General features: G+C 65.1%; 26 protein-coding genes and 2 tRNA genes. 6 read left to right on the forward strand and 22 right to left on the reverse strand.

From position 1 onward, the window contains the following. Positions 1-3: 3 nt before the first annotated feature. The 17 genes from nuoI to relB form a co-directional block, all read right to left on the reverse strand. Positions 4-489, reverse strand: a complete 486-nt coding sequence (gene nuoI / locus IFT87_RS09690; protein WP_031393837.1) for an NADH-quinone oxidoreductase subunit NuoI — start codon at positions 487-489, stop codon at positions 4-6. Further along, entirely contained in the window at positions 486-1535 is a 1050-nt protein-coding gene (nuoH, locus tag IFT87_RS09695) for an NADH-quinone oxidoreductase subunit NuoH (protein ID WP_031393838.1), read from the reverse strand. Before nuoH ends, nuoI begins: the two co-directional genes overlap by 4 nt. Then, positions 1532-3526, reverse strand: a complete 1995-nt coding sequence (gene nuoG / locus IFT87_RS09700; RefSeq protein ID WP_192008331.1) for an NADH-quinone oxidoreductase subunit NuoG — start codon at positions 3524-3526, stop codon at positions 1532-1534. Before nuoG ends, nuoH begins: the two co-directional genes overlap by 4 nt. Further along, a complete protein-coding gene (nuoF, locus tag IFT87_RS09705; RefSeq protein WP_056050371.1) occupies positions 3526-4827 on the reverse strand; it encodes an NADH-quinone oxidoreductase subunit NuoF in 1302 nt (433 codons plus the stop codon). The genes nuoG and nuoF overlap by 1 nt, the downstream gene beginning before the upstream one ends. After that, positions 4827-5495: a complex I 24 kDa subunit family protein gene (locus IFT87_RS09710; protein WP_031393841.1), complete on the reverse strand. Its 669-nt coding sequence runs from the start codon at positions 5493-5495 to the stop codon at positions 4827-4829. Before IFT87_RS09710 ends, nuoF begins: the two co-directional genes overlap by 1 nt. Continuing rightward, entirely contained in the window at positions 5495-6706 is a 1212-nt protein-coding gene (locus IFT87_RS09715) for an NADH-quinone oxidoreductase subunit D (RefSeq protein ID WP_197975229.1), read from the reverse strand. Before IFT87_RS09715 ends, IFT87_RS09710 begins: the two co-directional genes overlap by 1 nt. A gap of 20 nt (positions 6707-6726) precedes the next feature. Continuing rightward, on the reverse strand, positions 6727-7575 hold the full coding sequence (locus IFT87_RS09720) for an NADH-quinone oxidoreductase subunit C (protein ID WP_037527520.1): 849 nt from the start codon (positions 7573-7575) through the stop codon (positions 6727-6729). Further along, positions 7572-8141: a NuoB/complex I 20 kDa subunit family protein gene (locus IFT87_RS09725; RefSeq protein WP_037527518.1), complete on the reverse strand. Its 570-nt coding sequence runs from the start codon at positions 8139-8141 to the stop codon at positions 7572-7574. The genes IFT87_RS09720 and IFT87_RS09725 overlap by 4 nt, the downstream gene beginning before the upstream one ends. Beyond that, complete coding sequence (locus tag IFT87_RS09730; protein ID WP_031393845.1) at positions 8132-8506, reverse strand: NADH-quinone oxidoreductase subunit A; 375 nt, start codon at positions 8504-8506, stop codon at positions 8132-8134. The genes IFT87_RS09725 and IFT87_RS09730 overlap by 10 nt, the downstream gene beginning before the upstream one ends. Before the next feature lie 251 nt (positions 8507-8757). Then, positions 8758-9570, reverse strand: a complete 813-nt coding sequence (locus tag IFT87_RS09735) for an inositol monophosphatase family protein (RefSeq protein WP_031393846.1) — start codon at positions 9568-9570, stop codon at positions 8758-8760. 162 nt (positions 9571-9732) lie between these two features. After that, positions 9733-10296, reverse strand: a complete 564-nt coding sequence (gene efp, locus IFT87_RS09740; protein ID WP_037527514.1) for an elongation factor P — start codon at positions 10294-10296, stop codon at positions 9733-9735. Between the two features lie 73 nt (positions 10297-10369). Next, a complete protein-coding gene (locus IFT87_RS09745; protein ID WP_031440953.1) occupies positions 10370-10981 on the reverse strand; it encodes a M23 family metallopeptidase in 612 nt (203 codons plus the stop codon). A gap of 4 nt (positions 10982-10985) precedes the next feature. Next, positions 10986-12005 carry a L,D-transpeptidase family protein gene (locus IFT87_RS09750; protein WP_426290778.1) on the reverse strand — a complete coding sequence of 340 codons (1020 nt, stop codon included), beginning with the start codon at positions 12003-12005 and terminating at the stop codon, positions 10986-10988. A gap of 146 nt (positions 12006-12151) precedes the next feature. Beyond that, positions 12152-12838, reverse strand: coding sequence for a thiamine phosphate synthase (gene thiE / locus IFT87_RS09755; protein WP_031440955.1), 687 nt, complete (start codon positions 12836-12838; stop codon positions 12152-12154). 75 nt (positions 12839-12913) lie between these two features. Then, positions 12914-13834, reverse strand: coding sequence for a class I fructose-bisphosphate aldolase (locus IFT87_RS09760; RefSeq protein ID WP_037527538.1), 921 nt, complete (start codon positions 13832-13834; stop codon positions 12914-12916). Between the two features lie 13 nt (positions 13835-13847). After that, on the reverse strand, positions 13848-14177 hold the full coding sequence (locus tag IFT87_RS09765) for a type II toxin-antitoxin system PemK/MazF family toxin (protein ID WP_081877811.1): 330 nt from the start codon (positions 14175-14177) through the stop codon (positions 13848-13850). After that, positions 14174-14404: a type II toxin-antitoxin system RelB family antitoxin gene (relB, locus tag IFT87_RS09770; RefSeq protein ID WP_037527511.1), complete on the reverse strand. Its 231-nt coding sequence runs from the start codon at positions 14402-14404 to the stop codon at positions 14174-14176. The genes IFT87_RS09765 and relB overlap by 4 nt, the downstream gene beginning before the upstream one ends. A gap of 154 nt (positions 14405-14558) precedes the next feature. On the opposite strand from relB, the gene IFT87_RS21020 reads away from it, so the two are divergent. After that, positions 14559-14744, forward strand: coding sequence for a hypothetical protein (locus IFT87_RS21020; RefSeq protein WP_426290777.1), 186 nt, complete (start codon positions 14559-14561; stop codon positions 14742-14744). A gap of 30 nt (positions 14745-14774) precedes the next feature. Continuing rightward, positions 14775-15068, forward strand: coding sequence for a hypothetical protein (locus IFT87_RS21025; protein WP_426290776.1), 294 nt, complete (start codon positions 14775-14777; stop codon positions 15066-15068). Here IFT87_RS21025 and IFT87_RS09780 read toward each other — a convergent pair. The 3 genes from IFT87_RS09780 to gap all read right to left on the reverse strand — a co-directional run bounded on the left by IFT87_RS09780 (position 15065) and on the right by gap (position 17848). Further along, complete coding sequence (locus IFT87_RS09780) at positions 15065-16255, reverse strand: phosphoglycerate kinase (RefSeq protein WP_037527509.1); 1191 nt, start codon at positions 16253-16255, stop codon at positions 15065-15067. The two genes, IFT87_RS21025 and IFT87_RS09780, sit on opposite strands and share 4 nt — an antisense overlap. Continuing rightward, on the reverse strand, positions 16252-16662 hold the full coding sequence (locus IFT87_RS09785; protein ID WP_052148901.1) for an MOSC domain-containing protein: 411 nt from the start codon (positions 16660-16662) through the stop codon (positions 16252-16254). The genes IFT87_RS09780 and IFT87_RS09785 overlap by 4 nt, the downstream gene beginning before the upstream one ends. 175 nt (positions 16663-16837) lie before the next feature. Then, a complete protein-coding gene (gene gap / locus IFT87_RS09790; RefSeq protein ID WP_192008337.1) occupies positions 16838-17848 on the reverse strand; it encodes a type I glyceraldehyde-3-phosphate dehydrogenase in 1011 nt (336 codons plus the stop codon). A gap of 144 nt (positions 17849-17992) precedes the next feature. Here gap and IFT87_RS09795 point away from each other — a divergent pair, with 144 nt between their 5' ends. The 4 genes from IFT87_RS09795 (at position 17993) to IFT87_RS09810 (ending at position 19472) form a co-directional block, all read left to right on the forward strand. Continuing rightward, positions 17993-18217, forward strand: coding sequence for a hypothetical protein (locus tag IFT87_RS09795; protein WP_031396567.1), 225 nt, complete (start codon positions 17993-17995; stop codon positions 18215-18217). After that, complete coding sequence (locus IFT87_RS09800) at positions 18217-18525, forward strand: cell division protein ZapA (RefSeq protein WP_031440961.1); 309 nt, start codon at positions 18217-18219, stop codon at positions 18523-18525. The genes IFT87_RS09795 and IFT87_RS09800 overlap by 1 nt, the downstream gene beginning before the upstream one ends. Positions 18526-18741: 216 nt before the next feature. Then, a complete protein-coding gene (locus IFT87_RS09805; RefSeq protein WP_037527506.1) occupies positions 18742-19275 on the forward strand; it encodes a 5-formyltetrahydrofolate cyclo-ligase in 534 nt (177 codons plus the stop codon). After that, on the forward strand, positions 19272-19472 hold the full coding sequence (locus IFT87_RS09810) for a DUF2842 domain-containing protein (protein WP_031396564.1): 201 nt from the start codon (positions 19272-19274) through the stop codon (positions 19470-19472). The genes IFT87_RS09805 and IFT87_RS09810 overlap by 4 nt, the downstream gene beginning before the upstream one ends. Positions 19473-19533: 61 nt before the next feature. On the opposite strand, the gene IFT87_RS09815 is transcribed toward IFT87_RS09810, so the two are convergent. Both IFT87_RS09815 and IFT87_RS09820 read right to left on the reverse strand, forming a co-directional pair. Next, positions 19534-19610: transfer RNA gene (locus IFT87_RS09815), tRNA-Asp, on the reverse strand. Positions 19611-19699: 89 nt separating this feature from the next. Next, positions 19700-19776, reverse strand: a tRNA-Asp gene (locus tag IFT87_RS09820). Between the last annotated feature and the right edge of the window lie 22 nt (positions 19777-19798).

Here is a 19798-nt window from a genome sequence, read left to right on the forward strand (position 1 = left end):
CGCTTAACGGTACGGCGCATCGGCGGCAAGGTTCGCCGCGATCGCGCTTTCCCAGCGATCGCCGTTATCGAGCAGCTTCGACTTGTCGTAGATCAGCTCTTCGCGCGTCTCGGTCGAAAATTCGTAATTCGGACCCTCGACGATCGCATCGACCGGGCACGCCTCGGCGCACAGGCCGCAATAGATGCACTTGGTCATGTCGATGTCGTAGCGCGTCGTGCGGCGCGAGCCGTCGTCACGCGGCTCGGCCTCGATCGTGATCGCCTGGGCGGGGCACACAGCCTCGCACAGCTTGCACGCGATGCACCGCTCTTCGCCATTGGGATAGCGACGCAGCGCATGCTCGCCACGGAACCGCGGGGATACCGGGTTACGCTCGTACGGATAGTTGATCGTCGCCTTTTCCTTGAAGAAATAGCGAAGCGTCAACGCGTGCGCCTTCACGAATTCCCACAGGGTGAACGACTTGATGATCTGAGCAACGCTCATGAACCCACTCCAACGCGCGTCAGCATCAACACGCCCGACACGAGGAAAACCCAGAACAGCGAGACGGGCAGGAAAATCTTCCAGCCGAGCCGCATCAGCTGATCATAGCGATAGCGCGGCACGGTCGCCTTCACCCAGCTGAACAGGAAGAAGAAGAACAGGATCTTGGCGAACAGCCAGATGATCCCCGGCACGTAATAGAGCGGCGCCCAGTCGACCGGCGGCAGCCACCCACCCCAGAAGAGCGTAGCGTTGAGCGCGCACATCAGGATGACGTTGGCGTACTCACCTAGCCAGAACAGCGCGAACGCCATCGACGAATATTCGGTCTGATAACCGGCGACGAGCTCGCTCTCCGCCTCGGTCAGATCGAACGGTGCACGCTGCGTTTCCGCGAGGCTCGAGATGAAGAACATCACCGCCATCGGGAACAGCAGCGGATTGACGATATAGCCGTTGATATGCAGCCCGAACATGTTCTGCTGCGCGGTCACGATGCCGGACAGGTTGAACGTGCCCGACCACAGCACGACCGAGATCAGGATGAACCCGATCGCGACTTCGTAGCTGACCATCTGCGCGGCCGCACGGAGCGCCGAGTAGAACGGGTATTTCGAATTCGACGCCCAGCCCGCGAGGATGATCCCGTACACGCCGAGCGACGACGCCGCGAGCACGTAGAGCAAGCCGACATTAATGTCGGCGAGCACGACGCCCGGCTGGAACGGGATCACCGCCCAGACGATCAGCGCGACCGTGAAGGTGATGATCGGCGCCAGCAGGAACAGCGCACGATTGGCGGCTGCCGGGACGATCGTCTCCTGCAGGAACACCTTCAGACCGTCGGCAAAGCTCTGCAGCAGGCCGAAGGGCCCCACCACGTTCGGACCACGCCGAAGTGCCATCGCCGCCCAGATCTTGCGATCGGCATAGATGATCATCGCGACCGCCAGCATCACCGGCAGCGCGATTGCGAGAATGTCGATGATCGTCGCGAGGAAGAACGCCCAGTCGTAACCGAGCGAGGATTCGAACCAGGAGATCATTCGGCTGCCTCCGCAAAGTCTTCCCCGTGGAGAAGTTCAGCCGAGCAGCGCTGCATCGTCGGCGATGCGCGGCAGATCGCGTTGGTCAGGTAGAAGTCCTTGATCGGATAGCCGGCCAGAACCCCCTCGCCCGCACCGTCGAGCGATGGCGGGCTCCACTCGAACGTCGCGAGCCCCTGGTGACGCAGCGCGGGAACGGCAGCGAACATCTCTTCGCGCAGCCCCTCGAAGCTGTCGAACGGCAGCGTGTGGCCGAGCGTGTCGGACAACGCGCGGAAGATCGACCAATCGTCGCGCGCATCGCCGGGGGCGAATACCGCACGCTCGCCGCGCTGGACGCGACCCTCGAGGTTGACCCAGGTTCCCGACTTCTCGGCATAGGTCACGCCCGGCAGGATGACGTCGGCAGCCGCCGCGCCCTTGTCGCCGTGATGACCCACGAACACCTTGAAGCCCGTGAACTGGCTGAAATCGACTTCGTCCGCGCCGAGGAAGAAGCCGAGCTTGGCCCCCATCACATCGGCGATGCCGCCCGTCTGTGCGTAACCGAGCATCAGCCCGCCCATCCGCGACGCGGCCATATGGACAACGTTGAAGCCGTTCCAGCCGTCCTTGACGAGGCCCAGCGTGTCGACGAGCTTCAGCGCGGCGCCGTGGCCACCCTTCAGCGCCGCGCCACCGACGATCACCATCGGACGCTCAGCCTTGCCGAACGCATCAGTCACCGCGTCGGGCAGATTGCCGAGCAGCGCCAGATCGTCGCCGAGCCACTCGACCTTGTAGGTCAGCTCGGTCTCAGGGCCGATCGCGAAGACCTTCGCGCCCTTCTTGATCGCCTTGCGAACCCGCGTGTTCACCAGCGGCGCTTCCCAGCGCAGGTTGGTACCCACCAGCAGGATCGCGTCGGCACGCTCGGTGCCGGCGATCGTCGTGTTGAAATTGACCGCGGCGATGTTCGACGCGTCATAGGCCATGCCGGTCTGGCGGCCCTCGAGCATCGTCGAGCCCATCTTCGCGAGCAGCGCCTTGGCGGCGTACATCGTCTCGCAGTCGACCAGGTCGCCTGCGACCGCGGCCACGCTCGACCCGGCGTCAACCGCCTTGATCGCCGCGAAGGCCTCGTCCCAGGTCGCGGGCTGGAGCTTGCCGTTCACGCGGACATAGGGCTTGTCGAGACGACGACGGACAAGACCGTCGATCGCATGGCGCGTCTTGTCGGTCGCCCACTCCTCGTTCACGTCCTCGTTGATCCGCGGCACGCAGCGCAGCACCTGGCGACCACGGCTGTCGAGCCGGATGTTGGTGCCGACCGCGTCCATGACGTCGATCGTCAGCGTCTTGCGCAGTTCCCAAGGACGCGCCTCGAACGCGTAGGGCTTCGAGGTCAGCGCACCGACCGGGCACAGGTCGACGACGTTGCCCGACAGCTCGCTCTTGACCGCGTTTTCCAAATACGAGGTGATCTGCATGTCCTCGCCGCGGAAGATCGCACCGATCTCCTCGACGCCGGACACTTCCTCGGCAAAGCGGATGCAGCGCGTGCACTGGATGCAGCGGGTCATGACCGTCTTCACGATCGGACCCATATATTTCTCGGTGACCGCGCGCTTGTTCTCGTCATAGCGCGAATGGCCGCGGCCATAAGCGACCGACTGGTCCTGCAGATCGCACTCGCCGCCCTGATCGCAGATCGGGCAATCGAGCGGATGGTTGATCAGCAGGAATTCCATGATGCCCTCGCGGGCATTCTTGACCATCGGCGAGTTGGTGAAGATCTCCTGCTTGTCCGCCGCCGGCAGCGCGCACGACGCCTGCGGCTTGGGCGGACCAGGCTTCACCTCGACCAGGCACATCCGGCAATTGCCGGCGATGCTCAGACGCTCATGATAACAGAAACGCGGGATCTCCTTGCCGGCAAGCTCGCACGCCTGCAGCACGGTGGCGCCCTGCGGCACCTCGATCTCTACGCCATCGACTTTGACTAAGGGCATTACTCTGCGGCTTCCATCATCGGCGCGGTGTCACCACCACGTTCGCGGATACGGCGTTCCATCTCTGGGCGGAAATGCTTGATCAGGCCCTGGATCGGCCAGGCTGCGGCGTCGCCGAGCGCACAGATCGAGTGACCCTCGACCTGCTTAGTGACCTGCTGCAACATGTCGATCTCGGACAGCTCGGCGTCGCCGGTGCGCATCCGCTCCATCACACGCCACATCCAGCCGGTGCCTTCGCGGCACGGCGTGCACTGGCCGCAGCTCTCATGCTTGTAGAAGTAGGAGATGCGGCTGATCGCGCGGACGATGTCGGTCGACTTGTCCATGACGATGATCGCCGCGGTGCCGAGGCCCGAACCGACTGCCTTCAGGCCATCGAAGTCCATCGCGCAGTCCATGATCTGCGCGGCGGGCACCAGCGGCACAGAGGAGCCGCCCGGGATCACCGCGAGCAGATTGTCCCAGCCGCCACGAATACCGCCGCAATGCGTCTCGATCAGGTCGCGGAACGAGATGCTCATCTCTTCCTCGACGACGCAGGGCTTGTTCACATGCCCGCTGATCTGGAACAGCTTGGTACCGCGGTTGTTCTCTGCGCCGAAGCTCGAGAACCAGGCCGCACCGCGCCGAAGGATCGTCGGTGCAACCGCGATCGATTCGACGTTGTTGACGGTCGTCGGGCAGCCATAGAGGCCTGCGCCTGCCGGGAATGGCGGCTTGAGGCGCGGCTGGCCCTTCTTGCCCTCGAGGCTCTCGAGCATCGCGGTCTCTTCGCCGCAGATGTACGCGCCCGCACCACGGTGAACGAACACGTCGAAGTCGTAGCCCGACCCGCACGCATTCTTGCCGATGAAGCCGCGATCATAGGCCTCGGCGACCGCGGCGAACAGCGTCTCGGCCTCGCGGATATATTCGCCGCGGATGTAGATGTACGCGGCACGCGCACGCATCGCGAACCCGGCGATCAGCGCGCCCTCAATCAGCTTGTGCGGATCGTGCCGGATGATCTCGCGATCCTTGCAGCTGCCCGGCTCGGATTCATCGGCGTTGATGACGAGGAAGTTCGGCCGGTCGGGCTTTGGCTCCTTGGGCATGAACGACCATTTCGTGCCGGTCGGGAACCCTGCCCCGCCACGGCCACGCAGACCCGACGCCTTCATCACATCGATGATCGCGTCCTGGCCGAGCGCCATCAGGTCCTTGGTATTGTCCCAATCGCCGCGCATGATCGCCGCGTCGATATTCCACGGCTGAAAACCGTAGACGTTGGTGAAGATGCGGTCCTTGTCGGCGAGCATCAGGCCCACTCCCCCCGGTAATCGTGGTTCGCGTCGACCATCGCCTTGAGCGAGGTCGGGCCGCCTTCGGGGCAACTCGCGCGGCGGCCGAATTGCGGCCCCGGCGTCGGCGTGCCGCCACTGGCAAGCGCCTCGAGGATTTCGGTCGTCTTGTCGTAGTCGAGATCTTCGAAGTTATCGTCGTTGATCTGAACCATCGGCGCGTTCGCGCAGGTGCCCAGGCACTCGACCTCGGTCAGCGTGAACATGCCGTCCGGCGTCGTACCGCCCTTGACGAGGCCCCGGTTCTTGCACGCGGCCAGCACGTCGTCCGACCCGCGCAGCATGCACGGCGTCGTGCCGCAGACCTGCACGTGATAGCGACCGACCGGCGCGAGGTTGAACATCGTGTAGAAGGTCACGACCTCATAGACGCGCATGTACGGCACGCCGATCTGACGCGCGACGAACTCGATCACCGGCACCGGCAACCAGCCCTGGGTCTGCGTTTCCGCACCGACCTGGCGCTGGGCAAGATCGAGGAACGGGATCGACGCCGACTGCTCGCGGCCCTTCGGGTAGCGCCCGAGGATCTCGTTCGCCTTCACCTGGTTCTCGTCCGTCCAGGCGAACGAGCCCCAGCGTGCGCGGGTCTCTGCCTCGTCGGGAATTTTCGGAGCTTCAGCCATCAGCGGTCACATTCACCAAAAACGATATCCATCGCGCCGAGGATCGCGGTCGTATCTGCCAGCATGTGACCCTTCGCCATGAAGTCGAAGGCCTGGAGATGCGAAAACGCGGTCGGGCGGATCTTGCAGCGGTACGGCTTGTTGCTGCCGTCGGCGACCAGATACACGCCGAATTCGCCCTTGGGGCTTTCGGTCGCGACATAGACGTCGCCGGCGGGCACATGGAAGCCCTCGGTATAGAGCTTGAAGTGATGGATCAGCGCTTCCATCGACTGCTTCATCTCAGCGCGCTTGGGCGGCACGACCTTGCGGTCGAGCGACGCGATCGGACCCTCGGGCATGTCGCGCAGGCACTGCTTCATGATCCGTGCCGACTGACGCACTTCCTCGACGCGAACCATGAACCGGTCATAGCAATCGCCACGCGTGCCGACCGGCACGTCGAAGTCCATCTTGGCATAGACGTCATAGGGCTGCGACTTGCGCAGATCCCAGGCGATGCCCGACCCGCGGATCATCGGGCCCGAAAAGCCCCATTTGATCGCATCGTCACGGCTGACGATCGCGATGTCGACGTTGCGCTGCTTGAAGATGCGGTTGTCCGCGACGAGCGAAATCGCATCCTCGAACAGCCGCGGCAGGCGCGTGTCGAGCCAGTCGCCGATATCGGCGAGCAGCTTGAGCGGTGCATCCTGATGCACGCCACCCGGACGGAAATAGTTGGAATGCATGCGCGCGCCGCTGACGCGCTCGAAGAAGTTCATGCAGTCTTCGCGGATCTCGAACAGCCACAGGTTCGGCGTCATCGCGCCGACGTCCATGACGTGGCTGCCGAGGTTGAGCATGTGGTTCGAGATGCGCGTCAGCTCGGCGAAGAACACGCGCAGATACTGCGCCCGCTCAGGCACTTCGAGGTCGAGCAGCTTCTCGACCGCCAGCACCCAGCTATGCTCCATGCACAGCGGCGAGCAGTAATCGAGACGATCGAAATACGGGAGCGCCTGCGTGTAGGTCTTGTACTCGATCAGCTTCTCGGTGCCGCGGTGAAGCAGCCCGACATGCGGGTCGACACGTTCGACGATCTCGCCGTCGAGCTCCATGACCAGGCGGAGCACGCCGTGCGCCGCGGGATGCTGTGGACCGAAGTTGATCGTGTAGTTCTGGATCGTGACGTCGCCGGTCGTGGGATCGGCCGCATCGCCCTCGCCCAGAAGCTCCTCTACATAGAGACTCACTGGTTCTGTCCTCCGCCCTTGGTCGGGATAACGTCCGACTCCACGGGCTTGTCCTGCTTCTGGTTGCCCGGATCGGGCTCGCCCGCACCGCTCTGCGTAGTGTTCTGGACGTCCTTCTTCGCATAGGGCTCGCTCGGCGCATCGGGCGCCTTGGTCGCGCTCTGTGCGGCATCCGCCTTGACGATCGTATCGGCCGACAGCGGGGTCTGCGCCCCCTTGGCCTGCGGCAGTGCGCCCTTCTCGTCACCCGGAAGGACGTATTCGGCGCCCTCCCACGGGCTCATGAAGTCGAACGTGCGGAAATCCTGTGCGAGCTGCACCGGCTCGTACACGACGCGCTTCGCCTCTTCCGAATAGCGCAGCTCGACATAGCCCGTCAGCGGGAAGTCCTTGCGCTGCGGATGCCCGCGAAAGCCGTAATCGGTCAGGATGCGGCGCAGGTCCGGGTTGCCGCTGAACAGCACGCCGTACATGTCGTACACTTCACGCTCGAGCCAGCCGGCGACCGGCCAGATGTCGGTCACCGACGGTACCGGCTTGTCCTCGTCGGTCGCGACATGGACGCGCAGGCGGTGGTTCCGCGTCAGCGACAGCATGCAATAGACGACCTCGAACCGCTCGGCACGATCGGGATAGTCGACGCCGGCGATCTCCATGAGCTGCTGATAGGCAAGCCCCGGCGTGTCGCGCAGTGCGATCATCGCGTCATACAGGTCCTCGCGACGAACGTGGAGAGCGACCTCGCCGACCTTGTCGACCGCGTCGAGCAGCATGCCGCCGAGCGCGGCGCGGGCCGCGTCGATCGTGCCGTCATTGGCGGCATAGGCTGGTGCGGGCGCCCTCACCGTTCGATGCTCCCGGACCGCCGGATCTTCCGCTGCAACTGCATGATGCCGTACAGCAGCGCTTCCGCGGTCGGCGGACACCCGGGGACGTAGATGTCGACGGGGACGATCCGGTCACAGCCGCGCACGACGCTGTAGCTATAATGATAATAGCCGCCGCCGTTCGCGCATGATCCCATCGAGATCACGTATTTCGGCTCCGACATCTGGTCGTAGACTTTGCGAAGTGCGGGCGCCATCTTATTGCACAGCGTTCCGGCGACGATCATCACGTCCGACTGACGCGGCGACGCGCGCGGTGCGGCACCGAAGCGCTCGAGATCGTAGCGCGGCATGTTGACGTGGATCATCTCGACCGCGCAGCAGGCGAGCCCGAACGTCATCCACCACAGCGAGCCGGTACGGGCCCACTGGAACAGCTCCTCGGTCGAGGTGACCAGGAAACCCTTGTCGGTCAGTTCACCGTTCAGGCCGTCGAAAAAGCCCTGGTCGGGCGGCACGATCGCGCCACCGCCGGCGGGTGCCAGCAGACCGGAACCGGGCTGCGATGTGAGCTCTACTCCCAATCGAGTGCTCCCTTCTTCCATGCATAGGCGAGGCCGAGGGCCAGTTCGCCGATAAAGATCATCATCGAGATCCACGCGGTCCAGCCGAGCGTGAAGACCGAGACGGCCCAGGGAAACAGAAACGCCGCCTCGAGATCAAAGATGATGAAGAGGATGGCGATCAGGTAGAAGCGCACGTCGAACTGGCTGCGCGGATCCTCGAATGCGGGGAAGCCGCACTCATATTCGCTCAGCTTCTCAGGCGTAGGCTTGTGCGACCCGGTGAGCCTGGAGACAGCCATCGGCAGGAACACGAACGTGCTCGACAATGCGATGGCGACCCCGAGGAACAGGAGGATCGGAAGATAGTGCGACAGGTCGACCAAATGGCTTCTCGCAGATGCGAACAGATGGGGAGCCTTTAGGCCGATGGGCCCCGTGGGGCAAGGCTGGCGGCCCGTGAGAATCACTCGCAACAGCCGTATGAGCGTCGCGGGAAACCTGCGTTACCTGCATGGTTGTGCAAGCAACGGCAACCGCCAGGCGCCGGTCGTAGCCCCCAGCAAGACCGTCACCCCAGCAAAAACTGGGGTGACGGACATTTGGTAGGCCGGCCCGGCCTACCGACCCAAATGCCTCAGCGCAGCGCGCCGGCCACCAGCTTATGCAGCCGCGAATGCAGCGCATCATTCGCCGCGAGGAACTCGTTGCGCTCCATCGCGCGGTCGCCACCGCGGAAGTCAGTCACGTAGCCGCCCGCTTCCTTGACCAGCAACATCCCCGCCGCGACGTCCCACGGCTTCAGGTTCGATTCCCAGAAGCCGTCGAACCGCCCGGCTGCCAGCCAGGCGAGATCGAGCGCCGCCGCGCCGAGACGGCGGATCCCCGCCACCTCGGGCGCGACCGCACCGAAGATGCGGCTCCACTGCGCAAAATCGCCATGACCGAGGAACGGAATACCTGTCGCGATCAGCGAATCGGCTAGATCGCGCCGCGACGACACCCGCAGGCGCTGGTCGGTCAGCCACGCGCCGCGGCCTCGCTCAGCCCAGAAGCTCTCGTCGGTGAGCGGCTGATACACGAGCGCAGTCGTGACCTCGCGCTTGCCGTTCGGCATCGGCTCCTCGACCGCGATCGAGATGCAGAAATGCGGGATGCCGTGGAGGAAGTTCGACGTGCCATCGAGCGGGTCGACGATGAAGCGCGGCTTGTTGGGATCACCCGCGACCTCGCCGCGCTCCTCCATCAACATGCCCCAGTCGGGGCGTGCGTGGCTCAGCTCTTCGAAGATCGTCTGCTCGGCGCGCTGGTCGGCCTGGCTGACAAAGTCGGCGGGGCCCTTGCGGCTGACCTGCAGCTGCTGGACCTCGTTAAAATCGCGGCGCAGGCGCGGCGCGGCCTTGCGGGCGGCGCGCTCGATGACGGTCATGATGCCGGAATGGCTGGGCATTTCAATCCTTTCAGCCCCTCCCCTTCAGGGGAGGGGTTGGGGTGGGGCAGTGCCGCAGACCCAGGCCGCGGGCAAAGCCCGCGTCGTCGGCCGGGCCATGCCCGCCGGCCGGGCCGGCGGGTCGTGCGGATAGCTTAAGCTATCCGTCTCGGCCGCTCGGCCTTAATCAGCACGCCTTACATAGGTCTGCTCATAGACATCGACCACGATCCGCGTGCCGGCACCGATATGCGGCGGGACCATCACGCGCACGCCGTTCTCGAGCACCGCGGGCTTGTACGACGACGAGGCGGTCTGCCCCTTCACGACGGCATCGGCCTCGACGATCAGCGCCTCGATCGTGTCGGGCAACTGGACCGAGATCGGCCGCTCTTCCCAAAGCTCCATCACGACATCCATGCCGTCCTGCAGGAACGCCGCGGCGTCGCCCAGAATGTCGGCATCGAGCGTGATCTGCTCGTAATTGACCTTGTCCATGAAGGTCAGCGCGTCGCCGTCGCGGAACAGATACTGGAAGTCGACGGTGTCAAGCCGGACCTTCTCGACGCTCTCGGCAGAGCGGAAGCGCGTGTTGCTCTTGCGGCCGTCGATGAGGTTCTTCATCTCGACCTGCATATAGGCGCCGCCCTTGCCGGGCTGGGTGTGCTGAATCTTCACGGCGCGCCAGATGCCGCCTTCATATTCAAGGATGTTGCCGGGACGAATCTCGACCGCGTTGATCTTCATGACCGATTCCTGCTGGAAAGAGCTAGGGGCCGTCCGCCAGGCAAGGCCGTGCGGAAACCCGAAGCCGCGCGCTTTAGCGGGATGGCCGCGCGCGGGCAAGCAGCGGGTAGGGATTGACCTCTTCGCCCTGCCACCAGCGCTGGCCCGGCTGCATCCGGCTCACCCCGAAATGCAGGTGATAATTGCCTGCGCCCGCGTCACCAGTGTCGCCGACATAGCCAAGTCGGTCCCCCGCCGCGACCGCCATCCCTTCGCGCACGCCCGGCGCATAGCCCGCGAGGTGCGCATAATAATAGGTCCAGCGCCGGTCGGGTGACCGGACATAGACGGTGATCCCGCCAAGCGCGCTCTGGAACAGCTTCTCGATTCGTCCTGGCGCCGCCGCGACGACCGGCGTGCCGCCCGCCGCCATGATGTCGGTGCCATGATGCCCGCGCAGCCCGCCGCCGCGCGGATCGTTCCAGCTGTTGCCGACCGCGGTGCGTGGGACACCCAGCACCGGCATCGTCAACGAACGGGGCGCGTCCGCAACCCCGTCCTCCGCGACCGCGACGTTCGACGCCGTCGGCGACGACGCGCGCCACGCCACCGACCGTCGCCCGCCATCCCCAAAAGACAGCATCGAAGCGAACGCGCCAACCACCAGGACGATCAGCGCGAGAATAACCCAGAACGTCCGCGTCATGCGATCAGGCCTGGAAGACCGCCTTGGTCCCCGGCTTGATCATCATCGATAGCCTTGCCGCATCCCAGTTCGTCAGGCGGATACAGCCATGGCTTTCGGCGCGCCCGATCGTCTCGGGGTTGGGCGTGCCGTGAATGCCGTAATGATCCTTCGAAAGGTCCATCCAGACGACGCCGACCGGACCGTTCGGCCCCGGCGGCAGCATCTCCTTCTTCTGTCCCTTCTTCGCATCCCAGAACAGCGCCGGGTTGAAGTGGAATTTGGGGTTATAGTCAGAGCCCTTGATCGTCCACGTCCCCAGCGGCAGCGGGTCGTGGCTCGACCCCATCGTCGCGGAGAACTGCGCGATCAGCCTGTCGTTCGCGTCGAGCACCCGGAGGACGCCGTCGGACTTGTCGACGACGACGTGATCCGCCTGGGGCTGCTTCGCATCAACGTTCAGCATGTTGAGCGTCGCGCGCCAGTCAGGACGGAACTTGGGATCATAGTCGCGCGACGTCGGGAGAGCGTTCGGGAACACCACCTTTGTCCCCGCCGACAGTTTGGTCGACGGCGAGTTGAGGGCCATGATTACCGCAGGCGTGGTGTGGAACATCTCACCCAGCTTCTCCATGATCGTCCGGTAGCCGATCGTCTGAAGCTCGGCCTGCTTCGCCGGGTCCTTGGGCAGCGGATTGACGAATGGCCCCGCCAGCATATCGGGCGTCAGCGCGACCGTGACGGTCGGCCGTGCCGCACGATAGGGATACAGCGCGCGCATCGTCTGCGTGTCGGGCTTGCCCGTGATCGGCAGCCCCTTCGCCTCCTGGAATCCCTTGAGCGCGGCCACGAGCGATTGCCCGCCGCGACCGTCGAGTACGCCCGGACCGAAACCCAGATGATCGAGGATCACCTGGACGTGAAGTACGTTGCGGTCGATCGGTACCGGCTTGGCAGGGACAGGCTGCGCCATCGCCGGCAGGGCCGCGAGCAGGCAACCTGCAAGAACCGAAGCTTTCGTCACAAATGCCGTCATGCTCGTCATCCCAACCGTTACGCTACTGCATCAAACGGTTGGAACGACGGTTGTTTCCGTGACGCCAGCCAAGACCCCTCCCGTCATCCTGACGAAAGTCAGGATCCAGAGCCAAGCAGCGCGCCGCCCGAAGCATCCGGCGACGGACAACCTACTCAACGCTTGGCGAGCACCTCGCCGAATGCCTTGACCGCAGCGACCTCGTCGCCATTCCAGACGGCGCCCGACACCGCGATGAAATCGGCCCCCGCCGCCGCCAGCGCCGCGGCATTGTCGGGCGTGATCCCGCCGATCGCGACACACGGCATTTCGAACAGCGTCGACCACCAGGACAAGAGCACGGGCTCGGCCAGATGCTCGACGGTCTTGGTCGTGGTCGGATGAAAGGCCCCGAATGCGACATAGTCCGCACCGGCCTCGCCCGCTTCCATCGCCAGATGCCGGCTGCCGTGACAGGTCACGCCGATCTGCGCATTGGGGCCGAGCTGCGCGCGCGCCTCGCGCGGATCGCCATCGCTCTGCCCGAGATGCACGCCGTCCGCGTCGAGCCGCTTTGCCAGCCCGATATCGTCGTTGACGATGAACGCGACATCGCGCTCGGCACAGATCGCACGCAGCGGCGCACCGAGCGCGGCGGCGGCGTGTTGGTCGATGTCCTTCACGCGGAACTGGAACGCGGCCACCGGCCCGGCGTCGAGCGCGCGCGCAAGCCGCTCGGGAAAGTCGCCGCCGACGTCGAGCGGCGAGACGAGATAGAGCTGACATGGCGGCCGCCGCATGTCGCGACGGAAATTCTCGGCGAATGTCGGGTCGAGCGGGCCCAGTGGATCTTCTTCGGTCATTCCCCGCCCCTAGCGGGTCGCGCCGCGCCCGTCACCCCGGCGCAGAGCCGGGATGACGGACGGGCGAAGCCGCGCTTATTCCTCGTTCTTGTAGATCCGGATGATCCGGTCGAGCATCGCCAGTGCCTCGTCGCGCGGACGCTGGAAGGTGTTGCGGCCGATGATCGAGCCGTTGCCACCGCCGTCACGAATATCGCGTGCATCCTGGAAGACCGCATCGGCACCCTTGGACGCGCCGCCCGAGAACACGTTGATGCGACGCCCGGCAAAGCTCGACTGGACGACGTGGCGGACGCGATCGGCCTGCTTGGACCAGTCGGTGCCGGCATAGAGCGGCTTGGCTTCCTTCTGCTCGATATGATCGGTCGGCAGCTTGGTCTTGATGATGTGCGCACCGAGCAGCGCCGCCATGTGCGCGGCATAGGCGCCGACGTCGAGCGCGAGCTCGCCGTCCTTGGTCAGCTCGCCGCCACGCGGATAGGACCAGATCACGGTCGCGATGCCGACCGACTTGGCCTCTTCGCTCAGCTCGCGGATTTCCTCGACCAGGTCGAAGAACTGGTCCGCGCCCGGATAGATGGTGAAGCCGATCGCCGCCGAGCCGAGCCGCACCGCATCCGCCACGGTCGCGGTCACCGCCTGGTCGATCGTCGTCGCCCAGCTGTTCGAGCTGTTGCACTTCAGAATCGTCGGGATCTGCCCGGCGAACGTGTCCGCGCCCGCCTCGAGCATGCCGAGCGGCGCTGCATAGGCGCTGAGCCCCGCGTCGATCGCGAGCTGGTAATGATAGTGTGGGTCATAGGCCGCCGGATTGACCGAGAAGCTGCGTGCCGGGCCGTGCTCGAAACCCTGGTCGACGGGCAGGATCACCAGCTTGCCGGTACCGCCGAGCTTGCCCTGCATCAGGATGCGCGCAAGGTTCGCCTTTACCGCCGAACTCGTGGCCTCATACTTGTCGAGGATAGTCTTGATTTGCGGTGTGATCGTCGAGGTCATGGTCATTCCTGTCTTAGAGTTCGAGCCAGCGGCGCAGCGCGTCGTCGACCCGGGTCATGGTGGTGATGGGTATCGTACCGATAATCTTGACGATGGCGTTGCGGTCGAGCGTGTCGAGCCTGTCGACCTGAATCTCGCTGTCGCAGAGAAGACCCGTCTCGGGCGACGCCTCGAGCGACACGCGAAAGAGGCTGGTGCCGGTGATGACGCTGGTGAGTGGGCACAGCGAGACCGTGCCATGATCAGCGAACAGGTCTGACTGAACGACGAGGAACGGTCGTGGCTTCCGGGAAGACTCCCCTTTGCCAGCCCCGATCACGACCATGCCCCGTGTAATTTTCACGTCAGGGACTCCGCGAACATGGCATCCCAGTCTTCGTCCTTCGCGTGTCGATCATGTGCGGCAGCGAGGAGCGATTGCCGCTTTGCCTCCGCAAGGAACGCTTCATCGTGGCGTTCGACGTAGCGGCGCACGGCTTCACGTGCGATATCGCTCTTGCTGCGCCCTTGCGTGCGGGCGACCGCCGCGAGTCGTTCTTCGAGGTCGCTATCGAGCCTGACGCCGAGCATCCGAGTCTCCGTTTAACATGTTAAACATAGGCAAGGGGCGGCGCTTGATCAACCCCTGCTCGACTGTACTCGAACGCGCGCCAGGGACGGATTGACGCACCATCCCCGGACGCCGAGGTTGGCGTCGGGAAAACCTCCGGGGGGAGAGCGGGCAATGACGGTTTCGATAAAGGGCGTGATCGCGAGCGCACTGGCGCTGGCGATCGCGATGACGCCGTCTCACGCGTCAGCGACGATCAAGGTCGGCGACCGGGCGCCAAAATTCGAGCTGACGCTGATCGACGGCAGCAGGATCAGCAGCACCGACCTGCACGGACAGGTCGTCATCCTCAATTTCTGAGCGACATGGTGCGGGCCGTGCAAGGCGGAATTGCCGCTGCTCGACACCTATTACCGGCTGCGCAAGGACAACGGTCTGCGCGTCTTCGCGGTCGCAACCGAAGATTCGCTCCCGGCGTACAAACTGAAACCGGTCTTCGCGGCGCTGGCAATACCATCGGCGCGGCGGATCAAGGGCGCGTTCGGCGTGATGGGCGCGCTGCCGACCAACTACATCATCGATCGCGCCGGGGTCGTCCGCTATGCGAAACCCGGCGCGTTCGACCTGGCCGACCTGAACACGCTGCTTGTGCCCCTGCTCAACGAGCCGGCGCCGACGCCTTAACGGGTCAGCGCGGCGACGCCGGGAAGGTCCTTGCCCTCCATCCATTCCAGGAACGCACCGCCGGCGGTCGACACGAAGGTAAACGCATCCGCGACCCTGGCATGGTTGAGCGCTGCGACCGTATCGCCACCGCCCGCGACCGAGACCAGCGAACCACCCTCGGTGAGTGCCGCCGCCGTCCTGGCGAGCGCGACCGTGGCGGTGTCGAACGGCGGCGTCTCGAATGCGCCGAGCGGACCATTCCAGACGAGAGTCCGGCAATTCTTCAGGACGTCGCCAAGCGATTCGACCGCAGCCGGGCCGACGTCGAGGATCATCTCATCCGCTGCGACCTCGTGCACGTTGATCGTGCGCGTGGCGGGGTTCGGCTTGAACTCCTTCGCGACGACGACGTCGTACGGCAGATGGACGGTGCAGTTCGCCTTGTCGGCGGCCTCCATGATCTGTTCGCAGGTGGCGGCGAGTTCATGCTCGCACAGGCTCTTGCCGACATCGACGCCGCGCGCTGCGAGGAAGGTGTTGGCCATGCCGCCGCCGATGATCAGGTGATCGACGCGCGTGACCAGGTGCCGCAGCACGTCGAGCTTCGACGAAACCTTCGCGCCGCCAACGACTGCCGCGACGGGATGCTCCGGCGCGCCGAGCGCCTTCTGGAGCGCGTCGAGTTCGGCCTCCATCGCACGACCAGCAAAGGCCGGCAGGACGTGTGCCAGACCCTCGGTCGAGGCGTGCGCGCGGTGCGCGGCGGAGAAGGCGTCGTTGACGTAGAGATCGCCGAGGCTCGCAAAACGCGCGACCACCGCCGGATCATTCGTCTCCTCGCCGCCGAAGAAGCGCGTGTTCTCCAGAACCGCGATATTGCCGGGTTCGAGTATGGCGACCGCGTCGTCCGCGCCCTCCCAGTCGACATAGCGAACCTCGCGGCCCAGCACGTCGCTATACGGCCGGACGACCTGCGAGAGCGACAATTCCGGGCTCGGATTGCCCTTGGGGCGGCCGAAATGGGCGAGGATCAGGACGATCGCGCCCTTGTCGGCCAGTTCGCCGACCGTCGCGACGGTCGCCCGCAAGCGCGTGTCGTCGGTGACGGCGCCTTCGGCCATCGGCACGTTGAGGTCTTCGCGGACAAGCACGCGCTTGCCCCGCACATCGCCCATGTCGTCGAGCGTCTTGTATGGCTTGCTCATGGTTCTTCGATCCTGATCTCGTCACCGACGGCGATTCTGCCGCCCATCAAAACGCGGGTACACGCCCCGCCCCGCCAGTCGGACGTGAGCGCGGCGAACAATCCTGGCGCCAGGGCTTCCATCCGTTCGCACGGATCGGTGTGGCGCGTCACCTCCAGCACCACGTCCGCGCCGATGCGAAGCCGCGTGCCGGGTATCTGGGGAAGGTCGAAGCCGTCGACGAGAAGGTTCGCGCGGCGTTCGTACCAGGGAATATCACAGCCGACCTCGGCCATCGCCGCGTCCCAGTCGCCGCGTTCGAGCAGCGTGACCTGGCGCCGCCCCCTGCCGCCGGGCTTTACATAGCCGCGAAAGTCACCGTGCAGACCGGCCTCGATGGTGATCTCGACATGGTCGATGACCTCCATCGGAGCTTTCGCGCGCGCGTGACGCGCGATGCCGGCGATCGTGCCTGCGGCCCCGGCCTCTTTCCCGTTCGTGTCGAGCGCAGTCGAGACACCAGCTGTCACGAGCCGCGACTTTTCGACTTCGCTCGAAGCGAACGGCAAGGGAGGAAGCGGAACCGCATTCTCGTACTCTACCTCAGATGAACTTCGCCATCGCCGTGGCCGTGTCGACCATGCGGTTCGAGAAGCCCCATTCATTGTCGTACCAGCTGACGACGCGGACCAGCTTGCCGTCGATCACCGCGGTCTCCAGGCTGTCGATCGTCGACGAGGCCGGGGTATGCTGGAGATCGATCGAGACGAGCGGCTCGTCCGACCAGTCGAGCACGCCGACCAGCGGGCCGCTCTCGGACGCCGCCTTCAGCACCGCGTTCACTTCCTCGCGAGTCGTGTCGCGCGAGGGCGTGAAGGTCAGGTCGATCAGCGACACGTCCGGCACGGGCACGCGGATCGCCGAGCCGTCGAGCTTGCCCTTCAGTTCGGGCAGCACTTCGGACACGGCGCGCGCGGCGCCCGTCGTGGTCGGGATCATCGACATCGCCGCAGCACGTGCGCGACGCAGGTCCGGGTGGATCTGGTCGAGGATCTTCTGATCGTTGGTATAGGCGTGGATCGTCGTCATCAGGCCGCGCTCGATGCCGATCGCGTCGTTCAGCACCTTGGCGACAGGGGCCAGGCAGTTGGTCGTGCACGACGCGTTCGACACGATCGTGTGCTCGGCCGTCAGCTTGTCGTGATTGACGCCATAGACGACCGTCAGGTCGACATTCTTGCCCGGTGCCGAGATCAGCACCTTCTTGGCGCCGGCGTCGAGATGCTTCTGGCAGCTTGCCTTGTCGGTGAAGAAGCCGGTGCATTCGAGCACGATGTCGACGCCCAGCTCGGCGTGCGGCAGGTTGGCGGGGTCGCGCTCGGCGGTGACGCGGATTCGCTTGCCGTCGACGACGAGTTCATTGCCCTCGGCCGACACGTCGCCCGGATATTTGCCGTGAACGCTGTCGCGCTTGAACAGCCAGGCGTTCGCCTTGGCGTCGCCGAGATCGTTGATCGCGACGAGTTCGAGTGCGCCGTTCGACTGCTCGAGAACCGCGCGGGCAACGAGCCGGCCGATCCGCCCGAAACCGTTGATCGCAACCTTGACCGTCATTGCTGTATCTCCGCTACGCCCGTGAGTCCGTTCCGGGCGCGCTGCCTTTGCGGGGCGGTGGGGCGCCCTGTCAACACCATGGACGGTGTGCGGCACGGGCGAAAGCCGCTTGCCGCGCCCCCCGGCCATGCTATCTCGCAATCTATGCCAGATACTCTTCCCGACGCGCCGACGGCCGTCGACAGGCCTCCCGACGGTCCAACCGCGGTCGACAGGATCGACGCCGCTATCGGCCGGATCGAAGCCGCGATCCACGCACGCGCCGAAAGCGGCGACGCACTCGCCAGGCGGCATGCCGCGCTGAAGGCGCGCATGGCGGAGGCGGTCGCCGCGCTCGACGACGTCATCACCCGCGGGAGCCCCAACTGATGGCACAGGTCATGCTCGATATCGGTGGCCGCCCGCATGCGGTCGCGTGTCGCGACGGCGAGGAATCGCGCGTGCGTCTGCTCGGCGCGATGCTCGCCGAACGCTGGCCGGTCGCGGACCGCGCCGCCGGGGGGCTCAGCGCCGAACGCGCGATGCTGTTCGTCGCACTGATGCTCGCCGATGATCTCGACGAAGCCGCGCATCGTCCGCCCGAAGGATCGGCGGTCAGCGAGATCGCGCTGACGCGCATCGCCGATCGTCTCGAAGGACTTGCACAGGCCCTTGAGCAAAGCCCGCCGAGCGCCTAGATTGGCCTTGGCGGGTTCTGCCCGGTACGAGCCTTTATTATCCCTGAGGCTATTCATCATCCATAGGGGGCTGTCCCTGTTAGGACCATGGTCCGAAGCATATGGTCCCCACCTGACGTACCGTGCGTCAGTGGATAACCCGGCACACGGCCATGGTGGGCCCGCCACATCACCATTCCCGTCATCGGACGATACCCGCATGATCGATCCGCACCCGTGAGCGACAAGGCCGCGCTACGTACCGCATTGCGGGCCGCCCGTGCGGCCGCCGCGCCGGTCGAGATCCGCGTCCCGGACGCGTTCCTGGCCCGGCTTTCGCCCGGCCTGACCGTCGCCTCCTATGTTCCGATGGCTGGTGAGGCGGATCCCTTGCCGTTCGCACGCGCTGCTGTCGAGGCAGGGTGCGTCATCGCGCTTCCCCACGTCGTGCGCCGCGACCAGCCGATGCGGTTTCTCGCGTGGGAGACCGAGGCGGCGCTGATCGCAGGCCCCTTCGGGCTTCACCAGCCCCCGGCCGATGCCGCTGCGCTCGCCCCTGACATCATCCTCACCCCGCTGGTGGGGTTCGATCGTCACGGCAATCGCATCGGCCAGGGCGCAGGCTATTACGACCGCGCATTTCTCGCGCATCCCGACGCATGGCGAATCGGGATCGCGCTGGCGATCCAGGAGGTCGACGCGCTGACGCCCGACGCCTGGGACGTGCCGCTTCACGCCATCGCCACAGACAAGGACTGGATCACGCCATGACACCTAGCTGGCGCAAACCCGCCGGGATGCTCGGCATCCTGTTGCTGATCACCCTGTGGTGCGTCGCGATCGTCAGCCTGTCGACGATCGTCGGCAGCTGGCACTGGCTGGGCCAGCTGGCATTCTATCTCGTCACAGGGCTGATCTGGATAGCGCCGCTGAAACCCGTGCTGCGCTGGATGGAAACGGGGCGCTGATCCCGGTCACTGTCCGGACGGCGGCTAATATTTTAAAGGGGGGCTCGGCCACCCCTTAGGGTGGCGCGAGTGACGGGACTCGAACCCGCGACCTCCGGCGTGACAGGCCGGCGCTCTAACCAACTGAGCTACACCCGCATTCCCAATGACGACCTCTGCACAGCACCCGCAAACCGGTCTGGCAGTCGTCACCGTCGTAGACACTATTTCACACCATCGACGAACGATGGCGCGAGTGACGGGACTCGAACCCGCGACCTCCGGCGTGACAGGCCGGCGCTCTAACCAACTGAGCTACACCCGCTGAAACAGCGTGGAGGCGGCAA

Source organism: Sphingomonas sp. CFBP 8765, from assembly GCF_014841445.1.
Taxonomy (GTDB): domain Bacteria; phylum Pseudomonadota; class Alphaproteobacteria; order Sphingomonadales; family Sphingomonadaceae; genus Sphingomonas; species Sphingomonas aerolata.

Excerpts from the sequence above, each read along its gene's own strand:
- nuoI (WP_031393837.1), bottom strand. The coding sequence starts at position 489 with ATGAGCGTTGCTCAGATCATCAAGTCGTTCACCCTGTGGGAATTCGTG.
- nuoH (WP_031393838.1), bottom strand. The coding sequence starts at position 1,535 with ATGATCTCCTGGTTCGAATCCTCGCTCGGTTACGACTGGGCGTTCTTC.
- nuoG (WP_192008331.1), bottom strand. The coding sequence starts at position 3,526 with ATGCCCTTAGTCAAAGTCGATGGCGTAGAGATCGAGGTGCCGCAGGGC.
- nuoF (WP_056050371.1), bottom strand. The coding sequence starts at position 4,827 with ATGCTCGCCGACAAGGACCGCATCTTCACCAACGTCTACGGTTTTCAG.
- IFT87_RS09710 (WP_031393841.1), bottom strand. The coding sequence starts at position 5,495 with ATGGCTGAAGCTCCGAAAATTCCCGACGAGGCAGAGACCCGCGCACGC.
- IFT87_RS09735 (WP_031393846.1), bottom strand. The coding sequence starts at position 9,570 with ATGCCCAGCCATTCCGGCATCATGACCGTCATCGAGCGCGCCGCCCGC.
- efp (WP_037527514.1), bottom strand. The coding sequence starts at position 10,296 with ATGAAGATCAACGCGGTCGAGATTCGTCCCGGCAACATCCTTGAATAT.
- IFT87_RS09745 (WP_031440953.1), bottom strand. The coding sequence starts at position 10,981 with ATGACGCGGACGTTCTGGGTTATTCTCGCGCTGATCGTCCTGGTGGTT.
- IFT87_RS09750 (WP_426290778.1), bottom strand. The coding sequence starts at position 12,005 with ATGACGAGCATGACGGCATTTGTGACGAAAGCTTCGGTTCTTGCAGGT.
- thiE (WP_031440955.1), bottom strand. The coding sequence starts at position 12,838 with ATGACCGAAGAAGATCCACTGGGCCCGCTCGACCCGACATTCGCCGAG.
- IFT87_RS09760 (WP_037527538.1), bottom strand. The coding sequence starts at position 13,834 with ATGACCTCGACGATCACACCGCAAATCAAGACTATCCTCGACAAGTAT.
- relB (WP_037527511.1), bottom strand. The coding sequence starts at position 14,404 with ATGCTCGGCGTCAGGCTCGATAGCGACCTCGAAGAACGACTCGCGGCG.
- IFT87_RS21020 (WP_426290777.1), top strand. The coding sequence starts at position 14,559 with ATGACGGTTTCGATAAAGGGCGTGATCGCGAGCGCACTGGCGCTGGCG.
- IFT87_RS09780 (WP_037527509.1), bottom strand. The coding sequence starts at position 16,255 with ATGAGCAAGCCATACAAGACGCTCGACGACATGGGCGATGTGCGGGGC.
- IFT87_RS09785 (WP_052148901.1), bottom strand. The coding sequence starts at position 16,662 with ATGGAGGTCATCGACCATGTCGAGATCACCATCGAGGCCGGTCTGCAC.
- gap (WP_192008337.1), bottom strand. The coding sequence starts at position 17,848 with ATGACGGTCAAGGTTGCGATCAACGGTTTCGGGCGGATCGGCCGGCTC.
- IFT87_RS09795 (WP_031396567.1), top strand. The coding sequence starts at position 17,993 with ATGCCAGATACTCTTCCCGACGCGCCGACGGCCGTCGACAGGCCTCCC.
- IFT87_RS09800 (WP_031440961.1), top strand. The coding sequence starts at position 18,217 with ATGGCACAGGTCATGCTCGATATCGGTGGCCGCCCGCATGCGGTCGCG.
- IFT87_RS09810 (WP_031396564.1), top strand. The coding sequence starts at position 19,272 with ATGACACCTAGCTGGCGCAAACCCGCCGGGATGCTCGGCATCCTGTTG.